Here is a 25,231-nt window from a genome sequence, read left to right on the forward strand (position 1 = left end):
TTTCCTAAAATTTGATGCTATACTCAACACCAGCTCCTAATACATTATCATATAGCGTACTTATATCATAACCTGCTAAAAAAGAAATTTTTCCATATCTTTTTAGCGCATAAGACGCTTTTGCATATGTGTAAAATACATTTTCATCATAATCTAGTCCTTCAAAAAAAGTTCCAAGACTATTTACGTGAGTAGCTTTAAGAGTTAAATCAACATTCTTAATTTTTCCACTAATACCTAGTTGATGTGCTACAACTCTTGAATTAATACGAACAATTAGAAATGGTAGTCCTATATTTTGACCTTCATAATACCAACCGCTCTTATATACTTTATTATTGAAATAACTATCTTTTCCTGAACCATCTTCTCCACTTTGATCTGTAGTGTCAATATATTCATAAAGAATTTTTGATACAAACTTATTATTTTTGGGACTAAAAACTATTCCCCAAACCCCATCTGGAAAATTTGCTAAGCGTGTTCCTGATCCATCTTCAAAGGGATGCTCATGGTAAAAATTAAAGGTTCCTTTTGCTGTAGTTAAATAATAATCAAGAAGATAAGAACCTAAATGGTTACCTAAAGCATTTGATCTACTTCCTGTTTGTTTTGCTACAAATAGGTCAACAAACCCGCCAAACCCATCTTCTTGCTTTCCAAATATCTCTGAAGTTCCTCCCCATTGTGCAAAATGCTGAATACGAGCATAAAATCTGTTTTTTTCATTTAGGCGAATATGTGCTCCTAATCTTTTATAATGAACTCTTGCTCCATCTACAGACCTCTCATCATTCAGGCTATAATGAGCAATACCCCAATCAACACCCAACCAATTATTAATCTTTATTGGATTATTAGCTTCAATGATTAAACCTGAAAGTGGTCTTGCATCTCCAGACCATAAAAAGTTTTTATTTGTAGCTGAGAGTCCGTCTACTTTCACGTCTTGTGCTTTAGCCCCTAATGTAGATTTTAACCATTTATTTTGAAACTGTACATACAAATCGCGTCTTTGGAAATCATCTACAATTATACCGTCCCTATAATAATAAGCTATTCCTGCTTCTAAGAAAACATCTTCTTTATAAGTATAACGACCTGCTAAACTAGCTGTAGCAGAGAGATTAGTTAATTGATCAGCTGTTGCATTCGTATTTGTATGAAACCAAAAGGGCACATAATTTTCTGATGAACCAATACCTAATAATGAAAATTCACCAGAATACGAAAATTCATCAATAACTTCATCACTTGAATCTTGAGCATTTACAATTATACTACAAAAGAAAAATAGACTTATTTTTATATAAAATTTTAAGGTCATCTTACTTATTAAATAATCGTTGCCAAAATGTTTTCTTTTCAGCAGAATATGTATATCCATATTTATTTCCGTAGCCAAAATTAGCTAACGTAACATTATTAAGTATGAATGCAACATTTGATAGTCTTCCATCTGCAATTGCATCATGAGAAAATTCTAATAATTTTTTATCTGTATAATTAGCTCTTATAACATATAACGTCAAATCGGCCAGCCTATTTAATAAAATTGTGTCTGTCACTAACATTGAAGGAGCAGTGTCAACTATAACATAATCAAAATGTTCGTTTATATTTTCAAAGAAATTTTCTACTCGTGGTTGCATTAATAGCTCTGCAGGATTAGGAGGTATAACACCAGACATCACTAGACTTAAGTTTTTCTCGTGCTCACTTTTTACTATTAAATCTTGGACAGTAAGATTCTCATCTACAATATATTCTGTAAGACCAGCCTTGTTCTTATATTCTGGTGGTAAATATCTATGTAATTGAGGGTTTCTAATATCAGCTCCTATTAAGACTACTTTTTTGCCTGTAAGTGCAAGTGTCAATGCTAAATTAAAAGCTACAAAAGTTTTACCTTCACCCTTTATTGTTGAAGTAACAAATATTCGTTTTTTATTTTGAGTAGAATTCTCCTTATTTATTAAAAGATATTGAAGATTTGTACGCAAAATTCTAAAAGACTCAGCTAAAATACTATGATCACTTGCTTGAATTAACTCTTCATCATTACGCCCTAATTTTGGAACTTCTCCAATTAAAGGAGTATTAGTATGTACTCGCTCTACATCTCTACGATTTGTAATTTTTGTATTCAACAAATAATAAACATATATTAATAAAAATGGTATTAAAAGTCCAACTATAAAAGACATTAAATAAATAATGGATTTTTTAGGAGCTACTGGAGATCTCCCACTAAAAGCTGTATCAACAACTTTTGCTTTAGAGGAAGTAACCGCAAGAGAAATATTTGTTTCCTCTCTTTGTTGCAATAGAAATAAATATAGCTGTTCTTTTATGTTTTGTTGACGTACAATGCCTCTAAATAGTTTTTCTTGAGTTGGCACTCTTGAAAGTTTTGAATTTAATTTATTCTCTTGAAAATTTAAATCTCTTAAAGATGTTTTAAAATTTTGTTGTTGACTCTTAAGTGATTGAGAAATAGAAGATTTTAATTGTTCAATTTGAATATTAAGATTTTGTACTACAGGATTTTGTTCTGTAGAACTTTGAAGCATTTTATTACGTTCTAGAACTAATTGATTGTATGTGTCCACAGAAGTAACAACTCCTTCACCTCCAATACCCATATTTGAAGGTAATAATTCAGTCTGGTCACTTTGATCTATATAATCAACCATTGAATTAACCAGCTCTAATTGTGTAGCAACATCTACTTGACGTCTATCAAATTGACTCGCATTTTCAAGTACCAATTGTGCTTCTGCAGAAATATCTGTTAAACGATTAGAGCTTTTAAAATCTTCTTTGTTTTTCTCTACAGAATCCAGCTCTCTTGTAATAATTTCTAATCTAGAATCAATAAATTTAGAAGTTTTTTGTGATACTTGGCTACGATCATTAATAGCGTCTTGATTATATTGATAAACCAATTCATTTAAAAAATCTTCAGATCTCTGCGGAATTGTAGATTTCATGTTCAGAGTTACAACTTCACCGCTTTTTCCATCATGACCCAATTCTAATCCACCTTGAAAAGTTGCGGCTGCAAGTGATAATGGCGCATATCGAACCTCTATTTTTCGACCTATATACTCTTCAAACTTTTCTGGGTTTGATGAAGAAGGCAATACTGTAATATCGCCAAAACTAAAAGAAGCTATTACTCCATAATCATAAGTTTTCGCAACATTATTTTCTCCAATTGAAATTGAATAAGATGTATTTGACTGAGGTGTAATAAATAAAATAGGAAGTGCCGATTGTAACGTATCTGAAACAGTTAAATAATTCACCTTAATAGGCTTATAACCGTACAATTCAGATGTCTTTATGTTACCTGAATAAAAATATCTTACATTTAAGTCAAGCTCTTTTACCGCTTTGGCAATTAAGGATTTTGATTTTAATAAAACTAATTCACTACTAATATTGCTAGAAAATGCATTTTGAAAATAAGAAAGTTCAGAAAAAGCAGCTAGTTCAGCACCACCTCCTTTTTTTTCATCTTTTATAATAATTGTACTCGTTGTTTGATATATGCGTTCTGCATACCTTAAGTACAAAAAAGCACATGATAACGCTATAATTACTGCAAGAATAAAAAAATACCAATACCTAGTGTATTGAGATATTAAATCTTTAATGGAGGTTTCTTTAAGCTCTTTTTGTTGCGAAATACTGTTCATCTTAAACTTCTTAACGGGTAATTATTATTATAGAACTTAATACTATTGTGAAAAGTGACAATAGGGCGGGGACATCAGGAATGAAACCAGACTTTTTAACTCCTTTCAAAGACGGTTGTACGTAAATTACGTCATTCTGTTTTAAATAGTAAAAATCACTATTAAAAAAATCAGAACTCGTCAAATCAATTGTTTCTATTAATCTTTTTCCATTCTCTTCTCTAACAATAGTAATATTTTCGCGTTTTCCATCAACAGTTAAATCGCCTGCAAGAGCTATAGCCTCAGGCAATGTAACTCGTTCATCTCTTATTGGGAATACTCCAGGTTGATTAACCTCACCTAGAATTGTAATTTCAAAATTCATTATCCTAACATCAACTACTGGATCCTTAATATACAATGACAAAGCTTTATTAATTTTATCTACGACTTCTGCTCTTGTACTTCCTGCAACTTGAATATCTCCTATTACTGGAAATATAATAGAACCGTCTTTTTTAACCAAATATCCATCAAGACTAGGATTTGCATTTGTATTTGTTGCGGTCGCATCTTCTCTTCCTTTTACAAACGGCGCAATTGCTTTTGAATCTATAGAATATATAGAAATATATAAAATATCATTTGTCTCAATTATAGGCTCAAATGGTTGTTCAATTGATTTACTATTCAATGCATCAATATCTTGAAAATAGATAATTTCTTTTTTTGTAGCACAAGAGAACAAACTAAATGATATCAAGGCTAGTAAGAGGTATTTTTTCATTCCTATTTTTTAATTCTTGCAAATATAAGTTGATTCATACTTATAGATGAACTTTTCTTTAATTTTTAGGGAAGGTTTTCGATTATTGGGGATTTAAACTTTAACTATCTTTTTCGATATCTAAAGCCTCAAATCTAGAGTTCTCACTTATATACTCAGGAACTAAATCTTTTAATAATAAAACCACCTCGTTATCTTTAAACCTAGTTGCAGTTTTAATTATTTTTTTAACTTTCACATTTATAATATCAAAGCTAACGCTTGGAACCTCAGATATCATAATTTTTGGGTGATGTGTAGGTAACGATGTTGAAGTATCATTTAGCAACTCTTCATATAATTTTTCTCCAGGTCTCAACCCTGTAATGTCAATATTTATATCCTCATAAGGCTCTAAACCTGAAAGCTTTATCATTCGCTCTGCCATATCAAGAATCTTGATAGGCTTCCCCATATCAAAAACAAAAATTTCTCCTCCAGACCCCATTGTTCCAGCTTGAAGGACTAACTGGCATGCTTCGGGAATTGTCATAAAATATCTAATAATATCTTTATGAGTCACAGTTACTGGACCTCCTGCTGCAATTTGTCTTCGGAAATGTGGTATAACTGAACCGTTTGAACCTAATACATTTCCGAAGCGAGTAGTAATAAAACGTGTATGAATTACTTCTTTTCTTTGAAGCGATTGAACATACATTTCTGCAACCCGTTTTGAGGCTCCCATTACATTTGTAGGATTTACTGCCTTGTCTGTCGAAATCATCACAAATTTATCAATTTTATTACTCACAGATAAAACTGCTAGATTTACAGTACCCAAAATATTAACATAAACTGCCTCATGTGGATTACGCTCTATAAGTGGTACATGCTTATATGCCGCAGCATGATATACCATATCAAAATTATACTTAGTAAATAATTGCTCTAACCGATACATGTTACTAATGTTAGCTAGCTCTGTGATAAAATTTAGTGTTGGAAATTTTTCTGCTAAATATAGTTCAAGTTCATGGAGTGCAGATTCTGCTTGATCAAGGATGACCACTTGTTTAGGGCTAAATAAGGCAATTTGACGTACTATTTCACTCCCTATCGATCCAGCACCGCCAGTAACTAAAACAGTTTTACCCACTAAATCATTTGCTATCGCTTCATTTTCAATACATATGGGGTCACGTTCTAGTAAATCCTCAATTTGTATGGGTTTAATTTGACTGTTTATATCTGCTTTAGTATTCCAACGCTCAACTGATGGTACATTAAAAACCTCCACATTGTTTTCAAGACAATTATTAACAATTTTATTTTTTTCTTTTACACCCAGAGAATCGCTTATTACTATTACTCCTTGTATATTATAATTTTGTACAGTTTCGGTAAAATTATCTTTTATAGGAATTACTGGCTTTCCTAATAATTTATATCTTTTTGAATCAAATTTCTCAGTTAAAAAACCCACTAATTTAAATGGTAAATTTGACTCCGTTGTCAATGCTTTTGCTAAAGATATATTTTGATCATCTGCTCCAATTATAGCTACTCTCTTTTTTAAAATCCCTTTTGCACCCTTTTTTAAAATTTGGTAACTTTCTTTTACTGCTACCCTAAATAATAATAAAAAAGAAAAAGACAAAAACATATACATAATTAGCAACGTCAATGTATATACATATTTACCCGTAGTGGCTCCGTAAATAGTATTGAATATTATCAATGTTACGAAGGTGCTTATTGAAGAAAATGCGAGCTTTAAAATATCTGTAAATGTAGAGTGCCTAATAATCCCTGAATAGGTTTTAAATACAACAAAAAACAGAAAATTTACCCCCAGTAAAAATATTGCTTGCGTAGGCAATGAAACATGATCACTAAAAAAAACAGGAGTTCCTAAAAGGATAAGGTATACTAGGGCTAAAGAGATAGCACACAAAAACAAATCAAGAACTACCACAATCCATCTAGGTAAATACCTTTGATCTAGTAGTTTTAATTTATTATCGCCAGTATAAAAGGTAGAGAGTACTTTATCTATCGATTTCAATGGTTTTTCTAATTATTTGGTAAATATAAGTATAACTACGATAATTTTTGAATTGCGGATGTTATTCTATCTCTATCAGTATCTGTCAAGTTAGATCCAGAGGGTAAGCAAAGTCCATTTTTAAATAAATTTTCACTTACATTATTTCCGTAATAAGGGAATTTTTCAAAGATAGGTTGTAAATGCATAGGTTTCCATAAAGGCCTAGATTCTATATTTTCATCTTCTAGTGCGAGTCGTAAAGTTTCAGAAGTAAAACCAGCTAGTTTACTATCAATTTTTATACATGACAACCAGTGGTTAGAAAAATAGTTGTTTGAAATTTCAGAAAAAACAGAAACACCTTTTACATTCTTAAACAAATCTTTATAAAACACGTTCATTTCTCTACGCAATGCTATGTGCTTGTCTAATACTTCCATCTGTCCTCTTCCTATTCCTGCTGAAATATTACTCATTCTATAATTGTAACCCACATGACTATGCTGATAATGAGGAGCATTATCCCTAGCTTGAGTGGCTAAGAAAATCGCCTTGTCTCTCAACTCCTTTGTATGAGCCACAAGTGCTCCACCACCTGAAGTTGTAATAATTTTATTTCCATTAAAAGACAGAATCCCAATATCGCCAAAGGTTCCACACATTTTATTATCATAATGACTTCCAAGCGCTTCTGCACTATCCTCAACAACAGGAATGTCATACTCTTTTGAGATTGCAGTTATATCATCAACCTTATAAGGCATACCATATAAATGTACTGCTATGATGGCCTTGGGTTTTTTTCCTTTTGCAATACGGTCTTTAATGGCAGTTTCTAAATGAACTGGACACAAATTCCAAGTCTCTGTTTCACTATCTATAAAAATAGGTGTGGCTCCTTGATACATAATAGGATTAGCAGATGCAGAAAACGTCATACTTTGACACAATACTTCATCACCCGCTGTTACGCCTAGTAAAATTAAGGCAAGATGAATAGCAGCAGTACCACTACTCAAAGCGCCAACATAAATATCATCTTTGAGGTAACTTTCTAAATCTTTTTCAAACCCATTTACATTAGGTCCTAAAGGAGCTACCCAGTTTGTATCAAATGCTTCTGTTACAAATTTACGCTCACTTCCTCCCATATGTGGAGATGAAAGCCATATTTTATCTTTCATTTATTATTTTTTTTTCGAAAATTTGATGCTCTAAAAAATTTAAATTTAAAATGATTGACTAGTTATAATAGTAATAAAAAATTATTATTATTAAAAAAAATTAAATTAAAGTACTGATCTTTTCTTTATAACAATCTCTATTAATAAATTTTCTCAATAATATACTTTTTAATGGAACACAAAAATACTAGGGCTTAAAATGTGAATTTTTGTATTTTCCTTGAAATTTTTTTATAAAAACATTCAATATATGGTCTAAGTCTAACAATAAATTTATTACAAATTAAAACGTTAAATCTTTAAATTATTTAAACAAATTTATATTTCTTTAAAATTCTCCATTTTTTAATTCTATGTGTTTTTTTATGATTAGTTCTAATTTATTAAAGAGAAAATTGCTGAAAGTATTGACATCTGCTTTCTTAAAAATAAACTTCTAGAAAAAGTGTCAAGCCTACATAACCAAAGAAAATTATAAAATGGTAGATTAAATTAAAGTAACAATATAAAACTTTAAAAGAAATCGATAGCCCTTAAAGAAATATCATAATTTATAATACTTGCGATATATTTAATAATCTATCACATTTAGCAAATGCAATTCCTGCCTTGTATAAATTATGGTGATCTACTTTGTATTCACCCCTCAACCAATCTAAATAAATCGCCGGAGTATTTATCCCAGCCTCATGAGAAAATGGGTAACCTCCACCAAATCTTGGGTTCAATTCTAATACATAGTATTCAGTACCATTAAAAAACACATCACAGTCTAAATTACCTATATGTTTTAAATTTGAACCTATAACATCACCTATTTTACTTAATTTTTCATCTATTACAGAAATTGCTTTGTCTGTTTCACCAGATCTCATAGAAAGCTTTTCTCTTGCGAAAGAACCATAATAGTTTCCTTCTAAATCATTGAGAACATCCATACCATATTCCACCCCATCAATTTTTTCTTGAATGAGAATAGCTCTATCTAAATCATTTTTACTCGCAGTCGCAAGAATACTTTTCTTTAGTTTATTTATTTGTAGTTTATAAACCATATTAAGCTCTTCTTCATCTTCAGCAAAGTCAACCGCAATCGAAGCACTACCCCATCTTGGCTTAACAACTACTGGAAAACTTAAATTACCTTTTTTCAATGCTTTTTTTGCTTCTAAAAGATCAATGAAAGTTGTAGGAGTTTTTAAATTATACTTTTTTAAAAAATTAACAGTTTCCCACTTATCAAAAGCAATATTTATTGCTTTTGGATCAGAAACAATAACTTTCACTCTCAAGTCTTCAAGTACAGATTTATGTTTTGATAATAACGGTAGTTCAAGATCGTTTAATGAGATTATAGCTTTTATATTATGATCGGTAACTACACTCTTTAAAAATTCTAGATATGTATCATCGTAAATAGAAGGTGCTATAATTGAAACATCAGCATCAATTAAGGCTGGTGCATTAGCTTGCATATCTGCAGCAAAAACTTTCCCATTACCTTGTAATGCCATTTTAAAGTAGTTTATCAAGTAATTTCGCCTTCCGGCACAAGTAAAAAGTATGTTCATTTAATTGAGATAATTTAATACACCTCCAGTATGCCAAAACAATATTTTTTCTTGACAAAGGTTATTTCTTTTAATATAGTCATCCATCCCGTAAAATCCTTTACCCGAATAAGTAGTGTCTAGTATAAACCCAAAATTTTTCAATGAATTATTTGATACTTTTTTTAGAGAAGTATCAAATAATTCATAACCTCCACAAAGATAATCATCAAGTACAGTTACATCTCTATTTGAAGTAGTTATTTTATAAAAATCAATAAGGTCATTATAAAATTCGCTCACAACTTGTTCCGCTCTTTTCCTATCTCTAGCTACAGAAATCCCAACTACTTGAGCATCTATATTTTCATTGTCTAAACCTGCCATGATACCAGCTTGCGTTGAGCCTGTTCCTGAAGCTAAAAAAATATATTTTGGCTCCCAAGATTCTTTAATACAATACTGCTTCAATTCTTTGACAGCTTCAATATATGCTAATCCCCCTTCAATCGTATGACCGCCACCCCATACATAATATGGCTTTAAGCCTTGCTCATTGTAGTTATTCATCGCTACATCCATAGCAATGCTGATGTTATTTGCCGCAACAAAAATAATTTCTGCACCGCTATTACGCATTAGCTTAGCATTCCCGTTTAAAATTTTAAATCTATCAGGATTCCCATGGAGTACAAGCGTACATTTCCAACCATTTTGAGCTGCTAAAACGGCTAATGCTCTGCAATGATTAGACTGAATTCCACCCGTTGTAACCACAGCATTTGATTTTTTTTTTATAATATCTTTTTCAATATATTTTATCTTTCTACCTTTATTACCTCCACCTAAAAATGGATATATATCATCTCTAAAAACTCTTACATCATTAGAGTTATATTCAATTTTAGATATCATAAGATGAATGTTTTTCCCAATCCTTCCGAATAATCGAAACAACATGTCTTCCTTTTGTAGTTCCGTGTGAAAAAAGGTCTTCTCTCAAATAACCTTCAAATTCCCAACCTATCTTTTTGATTGCATTATGAGCTTTTTCGTTATGACCTAGTTGATAACCATAAATTCTATTTAAACCAAGTTCAATGAAACCGTAATTACAAAGTAATTTATAAGCCTCTCCACCAAAACCTCCACCCCAATAGTTTTTATCTCCAACAACAATATGTAATTCAGCTTTCATAACAGGTTTCTCAATTTTTATAAAACCACAAAAACCTATCATTTTATCTGTTTCCTTACACATAATGGCGAAATCAACCCTGGAAGAGTCTAAAGCATGATTCGCAAACCATTTTTTTGTTTTATATAAAGATGTAGGAAAATCATAATTTAGTGTACCCTGTATTTCTGAATCATTAATATAATTCACTCTATTTTCAAGGTGTCTTTCTTCCGTAAGTTCAAAATATATTCTTTCTGTACTTAAAATATTTCTATTCATCTGAGTTTATTTTATTAGCCCTATAAACATGTAATTGCCCACCAAGCTTTCCCGGTATCACAACAACATCTTCCTTTTTTATTACTTTATATGCAGTTTTAAAAAGTATTTTAACATCATTTATAAAACTTATATTTTCAACATAAACCGCATCCATTTCTAATCTATCATCCCATTGTACTGTATTTCTACCATTTACCTGAGCTAAACCTGTTATGCCAGGCCGTACTTGATGACGCTTTTTTTCTCTTTCAGTATAATAGGGTAAATAATGGACTAATAACGGCCTAGGTCCCACAAAAGACATATTTCCCAACAAAACATTAAATAATCCGGGCAATTCATCTAAACTTGAAAGTCTAAGAAAAGCTCCAAATTTAGTGATACGCTCTTGGTCTGGTTTTAAAGTACCGTCCTCGTTCTTTTCATTTGTCATGCTTCTAAATTTGTACATCTTAAAAATTTTCTCATCCTTACCAATTCTCTTTTGAGAAAATATTATTGGACTACCTATCTTAATATATGTCAAAACCGCGACAACAATGTATAATGGTAAAAAAATAGGCGTTAATAAAATAAAGAAAACTTTATCAAGTAAAGGCTTTATTACAGTGAGATACATACTAATTTAATTTTTTAAAATGACAGCTTCGCCATCAATCACAATTTCATCATTCTGATTTCTACAAATAGTCCTTAACGTAAAAATATTTTTTTCCTCTCTAATTCCGACTACTTTAACAATAGTGGTAATAGTGTCACCAATAAAAACAGGCTTTTTAAATTTAACATCCTGCCCTAAATAAATTGATCCTTCACCTGGTAATTTATTAGCTAAAACTGCTGAAATAAAACCAACTAATATTATTCCATGAACAATACGCTTACCAAATATACTTTTGCTAGCTGCAATATCACTTATGTGGATAGGATTAAAATCCCCAGATATTCCTGCAAAAAGATGCACGTCGGTTTCTGTGACAGTTTTTTGAAAAGTAGCCTCATCACCTATCTTAATATTTTTTTTGGTCATATTATTCTTTAATTTGCAAATATAGGTATTTGTTAATAACATCAATTTTTTAGCTTCATAGAAATAAACAAGATACCCTATAAAATTTTTGCTAAATTTTTATTAAAAAACTATTTGATTTTAATCAGAGAATTGTATTCACTTTTAATTGATTCCCAAACCGTTAAAATATGAAATTTTTTCACAACTATATTGCGAGCTATAGTACCCATATCTTTTACCTCATTATTAAAGCTAATCAAATTCAGCATACTATACATTAATTCTATCTCATTTTTAGGTTCAATTATCCACCCATTTATACCGTCATCAATAATTTCATTACAACCATTTATATTTGAAACAATACTAGGAATTCCCATGGCTCCAGCCTGCATTACTACATTTGGAAAACCCTCCCTATAACTTGGAAAAACTAACGCATTTGAAATAGAAAAAAAGGGTCTCACATCTGTTTGATATCCCGTAAGAATTATTCTATCGTTAGCTTCCATTTCTAAAAGTGTCTCCCTTTTTAAAGGATCTAACTCAGATTCTAAAGAACCTACTAATAACAATTTAGAGTTTTTGTTTTTCAGACTAATTTGTTTAAAAGCGGCAACAAGTTCATTAATTCCTTTGTCACCAACTAACCTTCCCACAAAAATAAAAACAGTATCTAATGGGTTTATTTTATATTTTTCTTTTAAAACCTTAATGGTTTCTTCTGAAACTTTATCACGAGAAAAAAACTCTGTGTCGATACCATTAGAACTTCCCTTACCAATTACTTTAATTTTATTAGGTCCGCACAATTTTTCAGATAGTATAATTTCTTTTAAACCAAAAGAATTTGAATAAACTTTAGTAGCACATCGATATGTGAGCTTTTCAACAATATTTAAAAGTACTCTTTTCTTTCCGCTTATTTCCAACAATGGTAATCCAGCAACTGTATGGAGCCTATTTGGAACTCTTGCTAACCAGGCGGCAATCATTCCTACAGTACCAGCTTTCGGAGTATGTGTATGAACAATGATAGGCCTTTCAACTTTAAAAATCTTATATAGTTGCCATACAGATTTCAAATCTTGCCATGGAGATATAACACGCGTCATAGTTACTGGAATAACACGTACTCCTTGTTCTTTTTTAATATCCTCTAGGGGCTGTCCTTGTGAAGATATTCCAATTACCTCAAAAAACTGATTCATGTACCCCAACTGCCCACGAAGTAAACTTTTTAAAGAATTTGGGATTGTTGTTATTCTTATAAGTTTATGTTTGCTCATGAGTTATTCTCTATCAGATGTTTAATATTATTTTGGACAATTCTATACTTACCGCTTTTTTCAACAGCAATATCGTCCACTTGTGTTATATCTATATCCATTTTTGTTCCCACTCTATCTCTCCAATTATCCAAGAAAATCTTTTCAATATGATTAGAATATTTTGCGCTATCAAGAACAATTTTTATTTCAATACGTTCAAGACTGTCTTGAATTACCTGAAACTTAATGATTCCCTTTGTATCCTTTAGTGTATTAGAAACATTACCCAGATTAATTTTACCCGTCTCTGATGAATAAATATAATCACTCACTCTACCTAAAATTTCTTCTACTAAAGGATTATTGTTCCCACAAGTGCAAATCTTATCTGATAATAATAAACTATCCCCTATATCATATCTAATCAAAGGAGTACCGTAAGATGTAAATGATGTAAGTATTAAACGCCCTTCTTTAGCAGGAGTATCATTTTCATCAAGCACTTCAAACACACCGGTTTGTATATCCATGTGGAGATTACCTAGTTTACATTCAAAAATAAATGGTGCTCCTTCAGATGAAGCATACTGGTCATACACTTTAGTTTTAAAAAAAAGTTCAAGTGCTGCACGAGTTTCCTTAGTAACGGTCTCGGCGGTAGGAAATATTGCTTTCACTGTATTAGAAGGAAAATCAATATTATGTGCTAAACCATATTTTGCAATTTCATAAATTGTTGATGGAAAACCTACCAAAAATTCAGGCGAATATGTAGTTAGATTTTCAATATAATATTTAAGAAACGTATCTTTCATATGAAAAGTAGAATAATACCTTACATTGTACCAATAATCTGTTTTCCAAAAGCGATTTTTTTTTATATCTCTTTTAGTTAATAAACTTTTTCCAGAAAACCAAGCAGTTCTTTTGCCTAATTCATACCCCTCTTTCGCTCTAAAATTATCTAGAATAGCGATTCTTTCTTGAATATCATTTTCAAATTTGTAAACCGTTAATGATTTTCCTGTAGTACCTCCAGTTTTTGATGCTTTTGCTCTATTTTTTGGAAGTGTAATTATTTGATCAATATTTGCTCTTAATATTTCTTTATGGATAATAGGAAGTTTTTGTATTTCTGAGATTTCTGAAATTGACAAAACGTCTACATCTTTATAAAATTGAGCATAAAATGGAGAGTTATTAAAAGTATACCTTAATAAATCTATAAATTTTGATTCTTGTATTTTTTTTAATTCTTCAATGGGTAAACCCTCATTGTTTTTATAATGTTTTCTCCACTTAGAATAATTTCCAGACATTCTTATTTTATAATTCACTATATTATAACCAGTAACAAATAAATTGTGGCAAAAATGGGGAAGATAGTTATAAATTTTACTCAGGTATTTTTTCATTTTTATAAAAATCTAATTAAACCTCTTCCTCTAAAATTACTTGCTTATAATTGATTGCACAATAGTTAACTATCATTATAACTGCCACTAATATCCAGAATTCACGTTTACGCAAATGGTAGGTATACCCCCAACTAATTAAACAACCTAAAATAAAAGGAAACATAGTTGCAAGATAATCTGAATATGGGTTTACTTTTCTGAATTTTCTATATTTAAACATATAAATAAAAGAAATGAGAAAAATAAGATACCCTATAACGCCAAATAAACCTGTCTCACCTAACATTTTGAAATAGGTACTATGCACCTCGTGCGTGCCATATTTACTACTAAATCCTCCTATCCCAGAGCCTATTAAAGGTCTGTCTTCAAATGATTGTATCGCAGCACCAAAGTTTTTTTCCATAAAACCGCCTTTGTTTGTTCCTTCAATCCTTTGAGTAACACGACTATCATACTTTTTTGATACCCTATTATGAAGATTGGGCAATAGCGTTTCTAAATTAACCCAAAGAATTGATAATAATGCTACCCCAAAAATGACCCCAAAAGTAGCTTTGAAATTTCTTTTATAAAGTAAAAAAAATAAAATTCCAGCCGCCAATCCTATATATGCAGCAATTTTACCTGTTAAGAAAATAAATATAATTGAGATAATAATTGAAACCCGCAATATTTTTCTATTTCTAGGAGATACCAAATCATAAAGTGAAGAATATCGAAGCGGAATTAAAATACTAAGCATCACTAAATAATAAGCACCTGCTTGTCCTGCATTTCTAAAACCAGACAACGCCTCTCCATCAGTTCTTTTAGGAAATATTCTAGGCAAACCAATTGTGCTAGATATCAAATCATAAAAACCTAAAATAGATGCACAAATCATAGTATACATCAATATGGGAAACAGAGAATCTAATAAGTTATTCTTAAAGTTCTGAAAAATAGTTACAGAAATTAATATTAAAAATAAAAGAATAAGACTTTCTATCAAAGTTCCTGTTATATTATAGGAAAACATGATTGGCAGAAAAAAACATACAATTAAAAACAAGGAAGACTGATAGACTTTTGAAAGCGATGATGAAGAAGTAAAACCTTTTGTCAAAGCGGTAACTCCAAATAATAATCCAAGAGCACCAAAAATATCTGAAGGTGTTAATCTAGAAAGTATGGGATTTGTCCCAGGTTCAGTTATCGTTTGAGTAATAAATGATAAGAAAATAAAAATTATAAAAAAAAACTTTTTCATTTATTAATTAATCTAGCAATAATTTCAGCTTGTTGTTCTCTATTAAATTTTTTCAAAGCATCAATGGACAAAGGTTGTTGTAGCGTTCCTTTTTTGAAAGAAGCAACAATATCTTTAAAGTTATTCACCTGTATTTCAATAGCATCTGCCTTATCATCAATTACCCAACCCAAGTTATTTTCTCTTACTACATTTGCTGGCTCTGCTGTATGGGGAGCAAAACAAAGTATAGGCCTTTTCGCTGCTATATACTCATATAACTTTATTGGAATCCCAATACTATGTAATTTAGTGTGGCCTATTATTAGCCAAAGTAAATGAGTATTTGTTAATCTATATAAAACCTCGCTCCTAGGAATTCGCCCTAAATACTCCATGCATTTGGCAGATTTATATTTATTTATTTCTAAACTAAGGTGTTCATCCATAGTACCCGCTATATAAACTTTTATATTTTCAGGGCTTATTATTTTTTCTTCAAAAACAATATCTAACAGCTTAAACAAAGGTACTGGGGTGCGTACACCGCTATAAAAACTTCCTGCATAAAAAATATCTAATGTATCACCGGTAAGTGGCTTGATATCTAATTGCCTAAAATCATCTAAATCAAAACCGTTATATAATAAGTTGAATTTAGAAGCGTATTTAGGATAGCGATTTTCAAACTTCTGTTTCATGATTTCAGAAACTACCGTGACATAGTCTGTTTTTTTCAAAACCTTTTTCTCAACAGTTTTATGTAATAATCCTAATAAAATTGATTTATGTTCTATATGTTCTATGTAGTGAAAATCCCGTATATCTGCAATCCATTTTAATTTATTATTTCGCTTTTTTATATACAGCGCAGCAAGATGATTTGAAAATAATGGCGAAGTAGAAAATAATACATCTATCGAGTCTAAAAATATAGGGTTATTTTTTAAATATTTATAGACATTTGGCAACCAAAAAATAGCTCTATCAGGAAACAACATCGTTCTTGCAGTAACAAAAGCTTTAGACTTTATTTTAGCTATTATACCGGCATTACTAGCTACTGTTCTATGGTTTCGAATACCTGAAGCTTTTTTTCCTAAAAAATCATCAACCTTTATCAGGGTTACATTTTTTATATTTTCGTCAAAACCATCATCAAAACCCATTGAGCTATCAGCGTTACCACAAGTTAAAACAAATACGTCAAATTTAGATTTATCTAAATACTTGGCTAATGCATAAGGTCGCTGTGCAGCTGGAGAATTAGCTGGAGGATACGAATAGGAGATGATCAGAAACTTCTTTTTCATTTTTAGTTATAAGAATAAATATTGAATTATCACTTTACATATTTTAAAGCATTTTCTTTATTAAAATCTCTTTTTAACAAACCAACATACACACAATCTTTAAAAGCTCCCTGATGATAATAGTGATCTCTTAAAAGCCCCTCATTAGTAAAGCCAAGCTTTTTATGCATTTTTACGGTTCCTGGATTGTTTGCAAATAAAGTACCTGTAATTTTATTAAGGTTCAAAATTTCAAATCCATACGTAAACATCATAACTGCACTCTCAACTGCAAATCCTTTATTTTGAAATTTGTCATCAATACGCAATTTCCATATCGCATTTTGATGTCTTTGATTTATATTATATAACCCTATAGTACCACCACGTTCTAAGGAACCATCAGGTTGTTTAACCCACAGCAATAAAGGCATGTCCTTTTTAGTGAGTCCATTAAACCATTTAATTTGGTCTGAATATGATAACGGCTCATGGATAAGATAATTTACAATTTCAGCATCCCACCTAAGGTCAAGCAAATATTGTAAATCTGTTTCTTCTACTGGTTTTAATATTAATCTGTCAGATTCTAATACACGCATGATAAAAAATTAAAAGGTTTGAATTATTTTAAAGTAATAATTGAAAAACTATTTTTCTAAAAGAGCCTTAATTAAATAGATAAGCCATTATAATTAGTATTGTTAGGCTTCCAATAATTGGATTCAAAAATACTTGTTTTAGATAAAGTGTCCATAGCTTTTCTTTAATAAGTATTACTATGACAAAAAATATTGTTGAAAACAATGAGCCAAAAACAATTCCTGTAATACCAAAGTAATAATACAATAAAATAGAAATGATAACATTTAATACTAGCATAAAAACTGCTATTTTAGTGATAAACCTTGTCTCACCCTTAGCTGTTAATAGAATTCCATAACTATTGTTTCTGAACAAGGCTACTAAAAGATAGGTTTTGAACAAAATAACTGATGATGCGTATGCTTCAGAATAAACAAAGAAAATAATTTCTTCTGCAAAAAACATACATATTAACAAAATGGGATAGGTCAATAATGATACTTTTTTTGTAGTATTTACCCAAATAGATTTTGCTTTAGCTTCATTCCCAGCCTCAATATTCGCAACCATTGAAGGAAATATTTGTTGTGAAAAGGCAGCACTTAACATAGCAAATATGGGTATTTCTAAAGCTCCAACTGAGAATATTGCAAATGTTGTTTCGTTTTCAAAAACGTTGACAATTAGCTTGTCTAAATATCCATTGATTAGCCCTGTAAATGTTGCTAAATAAAGAGGAAAACCATAGTGAAGCATTTCTTTCACTTTTACTTTAGAGACGGTTTCTGTACTCGTTTTAAAAGGTAATTTTATATAGTAGAAAAAGGAAGGTAATCCAAAAATCGCTGCATAAACCACTATAGGGATTACTAGAAAATATCCATTAGTAAACTTGAAGAAAAAAACCCCGCAAAAAATTACAAGTAAACTTCCTATGGCTCCATAGAAAGATAACTTTGTTAGAACTTCGGTCTTGTCTAAATTTATGTAAGTGTAGCGTAATGACTTATTTGTAATAAAAGCCAGTAATGGCAATGGAAACAACAAACTTATTAGGTAATAAGAACCTAAGTTAATAAGGCAACTGTAATGTAATACATTAGTAACAAGAGCTATAAAAAAAACAAAAAGCGCAATTAAAAAAAGTACTCTCGTTAGGCTTTTATAATAACCTGAATAGTCTTTATTCTTAGCTATAAAATATTTATAACCCTCTGGTAATCCAAATGTAATTAGAGGAATTCCTAGATTGAAGATAAAAAAAACCTCTTTCCATAGTCCAAACTGTTTTACCGAAAGTTCCTTTGAAAAAAAATAGTCAACTAAAACAAATAGAACTGCAACAAAACTTTGTGATACTGCGAGGTGGAGAGATTTTACACTCCCTCCTGCCCCAAAGCGCATCATTAGTTTATTAAAAATTTTTTGCACTATTTAGTTGGTAAAATTAACTAGCCCATCAATTATCTTTTGACTTGCATCTCCAGTACCATATAAGTTTTTTGAAAAATCTAATGATGTATTACCAGCACTCGTGTAAGCTGCAATTATTTTATCTGTATCTGCACCTACTAAAGTGTTATAGCCATTATTGACTAACTCAACCCACTCAGTATCATCGCGCATAGTTAAACAGAACTTCTTAAAAAAGAAAGCTTCTTTTTGTAATCCTCCGCTGTCAGTCATAACTAAAGTACAATTATTTAGAAGATAAAGCATTTCTAAATAACCAACAGGTTCAATACAAAAAATGTTTTTATGAAGTGTAATAGCGTATTTTTCTATAAAACTCTTAGTACGGGGGTGTAATGGAATCACGATAGCATCTTTCTCAGCAATTTTATTAAGTGCATTAAAAATGCCATTCAACCTCTTAGGGTCATCTGTATTTTCTGCCCTATGTATTGTTGAAAGGATAAAGTTTTCTGGTAAGTTGTCAGAAGGTTTTTTAGCAAAAGGAGTAAATACTAAACTTGCATCCAACATAACGTCTCCATTCTTTACTACCTTAGTGCCTATATAGTCATAGCCTTCTTTTTTCAAATTTTCTATTGCGCTATCTGTAGGAACAAATAGCAGCGTACTCATTCTATCTGTTAAGATTCTATTAGCTTCCTCAGGCATTCGCTCATTAAATGAACGAAGTCCAGCCTCAATGTGTGCAACCTTGATATGCAACTTTCTTGCTGCTAATGCACCTGCAAGTGTTGAATTTGTATCTCCATGAACAAGAACCCATTGTGGTTGTTCATTAATTAATATTTTTTCAATGGCTTCCAGCATTTGCCCCGTCATTGCCCCATGAGAAAGACCATTTATGTTTAATTGGTATTTGGGCTTAGGGATGTTCATTTGTTCAAAAAAAACACCACTCATATTAGCATCATAATGTTGTCCCGTATGAACGATAATTTCTTCTACAGGAGCTTTAGGATGCTGCGCACTATATTCAAGAACGGCTTTACTAATGGCCGCTGACTTTATAAACTGCGGTCGTGCGCCAATAATGGTAATAATTTTCATTTTATTTTCTTCTAAAAGGGTGAATAGACAAAGGTTTTTTAGCATAAGGATGGTAATCTCCTTTTAACCCTATGGGAGTTGCATTTCTTATATTATAGACAATTTCAATGGCTTGACGCGCATCTTCAATTCCGTAGCCATTCCCTTTTAAGATTTCTTTATAACTCGATGTATGTAAATCTGTAAATCCACCACTAAACTCTAGTTCTTCGCCATCTACTGTAATAGAACGATAGGTGCGTTGTCCTTTTTCTACCACCTCTTTAGGAAGTACCTCATCATTAATAGATAAAAACCAGCGCACACGAGCACGATCTAATTCTAAATATCCAGATGCTCTATCATGAGAATAAACATGTGTTATATTTGCTTTTACCCCACCAAAAATCCAAGATAACATATCATAAAAATGCACGCCTATATTTGTAGCAATACCTCCAGATTTGTCTTCATTTCCTTTCCAAGATGTATAATACCAACTTCCGCGAGATGTCAAATATGTAAGATCTACATCATACACTTTATCCTTTGGTCCTTCATCAATTTTTTTCTTAAGAGCAATAATACTTTCATGCACTCTTAGTTGAAGAATGTTGTAAATTTTCTTCCCAGTTTCTTTTTCAATAGTTTTAAGAGAATCGACGCTCCATGGGTTAAGTACCAATGGTTTTTCACAAATAGCATCTGCTCCTTGATTTAATGCAAAACGTATGTGAGAATCATGCAAATAATTAGGAGTACAAATGCTAACGTAATCCATTTGAGTTCCCTTCTCATGCTTTAACTTTGATAATTCTCGATCGAAGCGTTCAAACTCTGTAAAGAAGGCAGCATTAGGAAAATAACTATCAATAACACCCACGCTATCAAATTTGTCAAGAGCTGCTACTAGATTATTATTTGTTTCCTTTATAGCCTGCATATGTCGTGGTGCGATATATCCTGAGGCTCCAATGAGTGCAAAATTTTTCATGATTTGATTTTCTGTACTTGGTTATTTTTTAATTGGTATTCGTCGTTTCTTTCTGGACAATGTGCAACACCTTCTTCATTAAAGCTTAGTCTATGCCCATATTCACTAACCCACCCTATTTGTTTTGCTGGGTTACCTACTAAGAGAGCAAAATCTTTAACTGGTTTTGTAATAACTGCTCCAGCTCCAATTAATGCGTACTTTCCAATATCATTTCCGCAGATAATAGTTGCGTTTGCACCTATAGAAGCTCCTTTTTTCACAAGTGTTCTAGCATATTCATCTTTTCTATTAACTGCACTTCTTGGATTGATTACATTTGTAAAAACCATTGAAGGACCTAGAAAAACATCATCCTCACAAATCACACCTGTGTAGATTGAAACATTATTCTGCACTTTTACATTTTCTCCTAAAATAACGTCTGGAGAAACCACAACATTTTGACCTATATTGCATCGTTTACCCAAAGTACAATTGGACATAATGTGAGAAAAGTGCCAAATTTTTGTACCGTCGCCTATGATACATCCATCATCAACAAACGAGGATTTATGCGCAAAGTAATTTAATCTAGACATGGTAAATTATCGTATAGTTTCATTATAGATTTCATCAAGCGACATGATAGAGTAATTGTTTTCTTTTACAAAAGATACAATGTCTAAAATAGTATCGCCTATACCTTTTTCTGTTGTATTTTTCATTTTCTCAATTGTCTCTGCTGAAATATTATTGTATTCCTCTCTAGAGAGTGAATCTTTTATATTTCTCATAAAAGGCATATTAGGTGAGTTAAATACAAAATTCATTGGGTGGTAACTAATAATCTTAATTCCTGGAGTTCTAAATTGTTCTTCGTATACTTTAAAGTCAAGATTCAACTTGTTATACAAATGAGTTCCATCTTCAAAGAAAATAGGATAATGAAGTAATCCAGATTCATGGATTATTGGATAGCTTTCAGTCTTCATTATAGTTCCGAGATTAGAATTATAATTAAACCCAAATTTATCTTTAAGCATGTGAGTTATATCTGTCACATCGAATAAACGATGACTTCTAAACCCTTTAGCTTCTGGAGCAAACCTCATAACAGTTTCAATTATCTCTTGAAAGTTTTCTCCATGTGAGCTATTTGCTAAAAAATTAGGGTGAATACCTCTATCTAATTTTCCTGCTTTAAAATTTTGTTCAATAAGTTTAGATTCGTGTGTAACAAATAGTGTAGGTTTTAAATTGTGAGGATTAAGAATGTTAAAATATTCTTCCATTACAGCTTCAGAAGCCCAGTCTATATCACTAGTAAAACAGAAAACAGGCTTATCGTGCCACTCTCTTTTCTTTTTTAATTTTTCAAGTAAAAATTCAATTTTATTTTGCATTCGGCAAAGGTATTTAATTTTATGTATTTAAATAAATTTAATTAAACAATCATCCCTGCAGCTAAAGTTTCATGTGTTGCATCATCAATTAATATAAAACTACCCGTTATTCTATTGTCTCTATATTCATCTGCCATAATGGGGCGTGTTGTTTTGATAGTCACCCTAGAAATGTCATTCATCGTGAGCTCCTTATCATTCTCAATACGTGAATATGTGTTAATGTCAATTTTATAAACCACATTTTTAATCATTGCTTTTTGTTCATTTGATGTATGAACAATCGTGTATTTAGCTCGAGGTCTTGCCGCTTTGTTATTAAACCAACAAATCATGGCATCAAATTCTTGAACAGCTTTTGCTTGGTTATTTAATTTAACTATCATATCTCCCCTACTCACATCAATATCATCTTCAAGAGTGATTGAAACACTCATAGGAGCAAAAGCTTCTTCTAGTGTTCCTTTATCTGTATCAATTGTTTTAACTTTTGAGTTAAACCCTGAAGGCATCACAACAATGTCATCACCTGGTCTAAAAATCCCGCTGGCTATACGTCCTGCATAGCCGCGATAATCAATAAATCCATCACGTTGCGGGCGTAACACCGTTTGGACTGGAAAACGTGCGTCTATTTTATTTACATCACTACTTATGTGTAATGTTTCAAGCGTATGTAATAATGGAGCTCCTTGAAACCAATTCATATTAGTACTTCGGTTTACTACATTATCACCATCTAAGGCACTCATAGGTAAAAAACGCACATCTTTTACATAGAGTTTTGATGAAAATTCTTCAAACTGCGATACAATATTATTATAAACAGTTTCATCATATTTTACTAAATCCATTTTATTCACACACACAATGACGTGTGGAATTTGTAATAAAGAGGCTATGAATGCGTGGCGTTTAGTTTGCTCAATGACACCATGGCGAGCATCGATTAATATTAATGCTGCATTTGCTGTTGACGCACCCGTAACCATATTACGGGTATATTGAATATGCCCTGGGGTATCTGCAATAATAAACTTCCGCTTTGGAGTAGTAAAATAGCGATATGCTACATCAATAGTAATCCCCTGCTCACGCTCATCTCTAAGACCATCAGTAAATAATGCCAAGTCAACACCTTCGTGTCCTTTACGCTTACTTGTTACTGTAACAGCTTCTAGTTGATCCTCGAAGATTGCTTTACTATCATATAGAAGTCGGCCTATTAGCGTACTTTTTCCATCGTCCACACTCCCTGCAGTGGTGAATCTTAGTAGTTGGTTGTTATCTATTGCCATTTTTTCTTCTGAAATTTTAATAATCCCTTTAACGTCGTTATCTAAAAATAACCTTGCCTCTTTCTATCCTCCATAGCACTTTCACTACGTTTATCATCAGTCCTATTACCTCGCTCCGTTTGTTTCATTGCCGAAACTTCGGCCACAATCTTTTCTAAAGTATCAGCATCACTTTCTAATCCACCAGTAATGGTAATATCACCCAATGTTCTAAAACGTATTTTTTTATTCTCAACTTTTTCTCCCGCGTCTAATTTCAGAAATTCTGAAACTGGAATCCAGCTATTACTTCGCCAAACAACATCTCGCTGATGCGCCAAGTATAATGATGGGATTGCAATGTTCTCTCTTAAAATATAATTCCAAACATCCATCTCTGTCCAGTTACTAATAGGAAATGCTCTAAAATGCTCTCCTTCAAAATGCTTTCCGTTTAGTATATTCCATAATTCGGGACGTTGATTTTTAGGATCCCATTGTCCAAAATCATCTCTATGCGAGAAAAAACGCTCCTTAGCACGTGCCTTCTCTTCATCACGCCTTCCTCCACCTATGGCACAATCTACTTTATTCTTTTCAATAGCGTCTAAAAGTGTGGTAATCTGTAATGTATTTCTTGTTGCATTTTTTCCTTTTTCCTCTGCAACACGTCCGTCATCAATAGCTTCTTGAACTGAGCCAACCAATAACTCAACGCCTAGTTCTTTAACTAAATCATCTCTAAATTGAATGGTCTCAGGAAAATTATGCCCCGTATCAACATGCATTAAGGGAAACGGAATCTTTGAGGGATAAAAGGCTTTTTGAGCTAAATGTGTCACTAAGATTGAATCTTTCCCGCCAGAGAAGAGAATCACTGGATTCTCAAATTGCGCCCATACTTCTCTCAGAATATAAATAGCTTCGCTCTCTAGTTCGTCCAAATAATTTAAATAGTATTTGCTCATTTTTCTAAAGCTAAATGTGAATTGATTTGGGATAAAATTAAAGCAACCGATTCATTTATGGAAGTTTTTGTCGTGTCTATTTCAATTGCAGGATTTAAAGGAGCCTCATAGGGCGCATCAATTCCTGTAAATTGTTTTATTTCTCCTGCGCGTGCTTTTGCATATAATCCTTTCACATCTCGTCTCTCACACACTTCAATAGGTGTATTCACAAATATCTCAACAAAGTTTGCCTCTCCAACAATCCTTTCAACATTTTCTCGGTCTTCTCTATACGGAGAAACAAAGGATGCTGTGACAATAAGTCCTGCATCAATCATTAAATTAGCCACCTCTGCAATACGTCGTATATTTTCTTTCCTATCTTGAGGAGAAAATGTTAGATTGTTATTTAAACCTCCTCTCACATTATCGCCATCTAGGGCATACGTGTGAACTCCTTTAATAAATAATGCCTGCTCAACCGCATTCGCTATTGTAGATTTACCAGACCCAGAAAGTCCCGTAAACCACAATAATAAAGGTTTATGCTTTTTTAAAGTACGTCTATTTTCTGCCGAAATATTAAACGATTGAGGAATAATGTTTTTCATTGTTC

The 25,231-nt window shown here is 31.7% G+C and carries 23 protein-coding genes; all 23 read right to left on the bottom strand.

The genetic code is table 11. The features are described 5' to 3' along the window. Positions 1 to 4 precede the first annotated feature (4 nt). A complete protein-coding gene (locus GB234_RS13480; RefSeq protein WP_151895109.1) occupies positions 5 to 1,387 on the bottom strand; it encodes a capsule assembly Wzi family protein in 1,383 nt (460 codons plus the stop codon). After that, positions 1,329 to 3,704 (bottom strand): GumC family protein, encoded by a 2,376-nt coding sequence (locus GB234_RS13485; RefSeq protein ID WP_151895110.1) that lies wholly within the window; start codon positions 3,702 to 3,704, stop codon positions 1,329 to 1,331. Before GB234_RS13485 ends, GB234_RS13480 begins: the two co-directional genes overlap by 59 nt. A 10-nt stretch (positions 3,705 to 3,714) precedes the next feature. Beyond that, on the bottom strand, positions 3,715 to 4,473 hold the full coding sequence (locus tag GB234_RS13490; protein WP_151895111.1) for a polysaccharide biosynthesis/export family protein: 759 nt from the start codon (positions 4,471 to 4,473) through the stop codon (positions 3,715 to 3,717). A 100-nt stretch (positions 4,474 to 4,573) separates the two neighbouring features. Next, positions 4,574 to 6,520: a polysaccharide biosynthesis protein gene (locus GB234_RS13495; RefSeq protein WP_172966895.1), complete on the bottom strand. Its 1,947-nt coding sequence runs from the start codon at positions 6,518 to 6,520 to the stop codon at positions 4,574 to 4,576. A 35-nt stretch (positions 6,521 to 6,555) separates the two neighbouring features. Beyond that, positions 6,556 to 7,686, bottom strand: coding sequence for a DegT/DnrJ/EryC1/StrS family aminotransferase (locus GB234_RS13500; RefSeq protein ID WP_151895112.1), 1,131 nt, complete (start codon positions 7,684 to 7,686; stop codon positions 6,556 to 6,558). A gap of 551 nt (positions 7,687 to 8,237) precedes the next feature. Further along, positions 8,238 to 9,257 carry an ATP-grasp domain-containing protein gene (locus tag GB234_RS13505; RefSeq protein WP_151895113.1) on the bottom strand — a complete coding sequence of 340 codons (1,020 nt, stop codon included), beginning with the start codon at positions 9,255 to 9,257 and terminating at the stop codon, positions 8,238 to 8,240. Beyond that, complete coding sequence (locus tag GB234_RS13510; protein WP_172966896.1) at positions 9,258 to 10,151, bottom strand: 1-aminocyclopropane-1-carboxylate deaminase/D-cysteine desulfhydrase; 894 nt, start codon at positions 10,149 to 10,151, stop codon at positions 9,258 to 9,260. It abuts the gene before it with no gap. Further along, positions 10,141 to 10,695, bottom strand: a complete 555-nt coding sequence (locus GB234_RS13515; RefSeq protein WP_151895115.1) for a GNAT family N-acetyltransferase — start codon at positions 10,693 to 10,695, stop codon at positions 10,141 to 10,143. The genes GB234_RS13510 and GB234_RS13515 overlap by 11 nt, the downstream gene beginning before the upstream one ends. Continuing rightward, the gene (locus GB234_RS13520; protein WP_151895116.1) at positions 10,688 to 11,317 is read right to left on the bottom strand and encodes a sugar transferase; all 630 of its coding nucleotides are present in this window, start codon (positions 11,315 to 11,317) and stop codon (positions 10,688 to 10,690) included. Before GB234_RS13520 ends, GB234_RS13515 begins: the two co-directional genes overlap by 8 nt. 6 nt (positions 11,318 to 11,323) lie before the next feature. Beyond that, entirely contained in the window at positions 11,324 to 11,728 is a 405-nt protein-coding gene (locus GB234_RS13525) for a MaoC family dehydratase (RefSeq protein ID WP_151895117.1), read from the bottom strand. A gap of 110 nt (positions 11,729 to 11,838) precedes the next feature. Next, positions 11,839 to 12,999 (bottom strand): glycosyltransferase family 4 protein, encoded by a 1,161-nt coding sequence (locus GB234_RS13530; RefSeq protein ID WP_151895118.1) that lies wholly within the window; start codon positions 12,997 to 12,999, stop codon positions 11,839 to 11,841. Beyond that, positions 12,996 to 14,300: a phenylacetate--CoA ligase family protein gene (locus GB234_RS13535; protein WP_235906142.1), complete on the bottom strand. Its 1,305-nt coding sequence runs from the start codon at positions 14,298 to 14,300 to the stop codon at positions 12,996 to 12,998. The genes GB234_RS13530 and GB234_RS13535 overlap by 4 nt, the downstream gene beginning before the upstream one ends. 112 nt (positions 14,301 to 14,412) lie before the next feature. Then, positions 14,413 to 15,651: an O-antigen ligase family protein gene (locus tag GB234_RS13540; protein WP_151895120.1), complete on the bottom strand. Its 1,239-nt coding sequence runs from the start codon at positions 15,649 to 15,651 to the stop codon at positions 14,413 to 14,415. Continuing rightward, positions 15,648 to 16,943, bottom strand: a complete 1,296-nt coding sequence (locus tag GB234_RS13545; RefSeq protein WP_151895121.1) for a glycosyltransferase family protein — start codon at positions 16,941 to 16,943, stop codon at positions 15,648 to 15,650. The genes GB234_RS13540 and GB234_RS13545 overlap by 4 nt, the downstream gene beginning before the upstream one ends. Before the next feature lie 29 nt (positions 16,944 to 16,972). After that, complete coding sequence (locus tag GB234_RS13550; protein ID WP_151895122.1) at positions 16,973 to 17,524, bottom strand: GNAT family N-acetyltransferase; 552 nt, start codon at positions 17,522 to 17,524, stop codon at positions 16,973 to 16,975. A gap of 67 nt (positions 17,525 to 17,591) precedes the next feature. Beyond that, entirely contained in the window at positions 17,592 to 18,938 is a 1,347-nt protein-coding gene (locus GB234_RS13555; RefSeq protein ID WP_151895123.1) for a lipopolysaccharide biosynthesis protein, read from the bottom strand. Positions 18,939 to 18,941: 3 nt separating this feature from the next. Beyond that, on the bottom strand, positions 18,942 to 20,030 hold the full coding sequence (gene wecB, locus GB234_RS13560; RefSeq protein ID WP_151895124.1) for a non-hydrolyzing UDP-N-acetylglucosamine 2-epimerase: 1,089 nt from the start codon (positions 20,028 to 20,030) through the stop codon (positions 18,942 to 18,944). Between the two features lies 1 nt (position 20,031). After that, positions 20,032 to 21,003, bottom strand: a complete 972-nt coding sequence (locus GB234_RS13565) for a Gfo/Idh/MocA family protein (protein WP_151895125.1) — start codon at positions 21,001 to 21,003, stop codon at positions 20,032 to 20,034. Continuing rightward, entirely contained in the window at positions 21,000 to 21,584 is a 585-nt protein-coding gene (locus tag GB234_RS13570) for an acyltransferase (RefSeq protein ID WP_151895126.1), read from the bottom strand. The genes GB234_RS13565 and GB234_RS13570 overlap by 4 nt, the downstream gene beginning before the upstream one ends. A gap of 6 nt (positions 21,585 to 21,590) precedes the next feature. After that, positions 21,591 to 22,388, bottom strand: a complete 798-nt coding sequence (locus GB234_RS13575; protein WP_151895127.1) for a polysaccharide deacetylase WbmS family protein — start codon at positions 22,386 to 22,388, stop codon at positions 21,591 to 21,593. A gap of 41 nt (positions 22,389 to 22,429) precedes the next feature. After that, positions 22,430 to 23,686, bottom strand: a complete 1,257-nt coding sequence (locus GB234_RS13580; protein WP_151895128.1) for a sulfate adenylyltransferase subunit 1 — start codon at positions 23,684 to 23,686, stop codon at positions 22,430 to 22,432. Positions 23,687 to 23,727: 41 nt separating this feature from the next. Then, entirely contained in the window at positions 23,728 to 24,633 is a 906-nt protein-coding gene (gene cysD, locus GB234_RS13585) for a sulfate adenylyltransferase subunit CysD (RefSeq protein ID WP_151895129.1), read from the bottom strand. Further along, positions 24,630 to 25,226, bottom strand: coding sequence for an adenylyl-sulfate kinase (cysC, locus tag GB234_RS13590; protein ID WP_151895130.1), 597 nt, complete (start codon positions 25,224 to 25,226; stop codon positions 24,630 to 24,632). The genes cysD and cysC overlap by 4 nt, the downstream gene beginning before the upstream one ends. Positions 25,227 to 25,231 lie beyond the last annotated feature (5 nt).

Source organism: Patiriisocius marinistellae (genome assembly GCF_009014635.1).
Lineage (GTDB): Bacteria > Bacteroidota > Bacteroidia > Flavobacteriales > Flavobacteriaceae > Patiriisocius > Patiriisocius marinistellae.

Coding starts and splice junctions, on each gene's coding strand:
- GB234_RS13480 (WP_151895109.1), bottom strand. CDS start 1,387: ATGGATATACATATTCTGCTGAAAAGAAAACATTTTGGCAACGATTAT.
- GB234_RS13485 (WP_151895110.1), bottom strand. CDS start 3,704: ATGAACAGTATTTCGCAACAAAAAGAGCTTAAAGAAACCTCCATTAAA.
- GB234_RS13490 (WP_151895111.1), bottom strand. CDS start 4,473: ATGAAAAAATACCTCTTACTAGCCTTGATATCATTTAGTTTGTTCTCT.
- GB234_RS13500 (WP_151895112.1), bottom strand. CDS start 7,686: ATGAAAGATAAAATATGGCTTTCATCTCCACATATGGGAGGAAGTGAG.
- GB234_RS13505 (WP_151895113.1), bottom strand. CDS start 9,257: ATGAACATACTTTTTACTTGTGCCGGAAGGCGAAATTACTTGATAAAC.
- GB234_RS13510 (WP_172966896.1), bottom strand. CDS start 10,151: ATGATATCTAAAATTGAATATAACTCTAATGATGTAAGAGTTTTTAGA.
- GB234_RS13515 (WP_151895115.1), bottom strand. CDS start 10,695: ATGAATAGAAATATTTTAAGTACAGAAAGAATATATTTTGAACTTACG.
- GB234_RS13520 (WP_151895116.1), bottom strand. CDS start 11,317: ATGTATCTCACTGTAATAAAGCCTTTACTTGATAAAGTTTTCTTTATT.
- GB234_RS13525 (WP_151895117.1), bottom strand. CDS start 11,728: ATGACCAAAAAAAATATTAAGATAGGTGATGAGGCTACTTTTCAAAAA.
- GB234_RS13530 (WP_151895118.1), bottom strand. CDS start 12,999: ATGAGCAAACATAAACTTATAAGAATAACAACAATCCCAAATTCTTTA.
- GB234_RS13535 (WP_235906142.1), bottom strand. CDS start 14,300: ATGTCTGGAAATTATTCTAAGTGGAGAAAACATTATAAAAACAATGAG.
- GB234_RS13540 (WP_151895120.1), bottom strand. CDS start 15,651: ATGAAAAAGTTTTTTTTTATAATTTTTATTTTCTTATCATTTATTACT.
- GB234_RS13545 (WP_151895121.1), bottom strand. CDS start 16,943: ATGAAAAAGAAGTTTCTGATCATCTCCTATTCGTATCCTCCAGCTAAT.
- GB234_RS13550 (WP_151895122.1), bottom strand. CDS start 17,524: ATGCGTGTATTAGAATCTGACAGATTAATATTAAAACCAGTAGAAGAA.
- wecB (WP_151895124.1), bottom strand. CDS start 20,030: ATGAAAATTATTACCATTATTGGCGCACGACCGCAGTTTATAAAGTCA.
- GB234_RS13565 (WP_151895125.1), bottom strand. CDS start 21,003: ATGAAAAATTTTGCACTCATTGGAGCCTCAGGATATATCGCACCACGA.
- GB234_RS13570 (WP_151895126.1), bottom strand. CDS start 21,584: ATGTCTAGATTAAATTACTTTGCGCATAAATCCTCGTTTGTTGATGAT.
- GB234_RS13575 (WP_151895127.1), bottom strand. CDS start 22,388: ATGCAAAATAAAATTGAATTTTTACTTGAAAAATTAAAAAAGAAAAGA.
- GB234_RS13580 (WP_151895128.1), bottom strand. CDS start 23,686: ATGGCAATAGATAACAACCAACTACTAAGATTCACCACTGCAGGGAGT.
- cysD (WP_151895129.1), bottom strand. CDS start 24,633: ATGAGCAAATACTATTTAAATTATTTGGACGAACTAGAGAGCGAAGCT.
- cysC (WP_151895130.1), bottom strand. CDS start 25,226: ATGAAAAACATTATTCCTCAATCGTTTAATATTTCGGCAGAAAATAGA.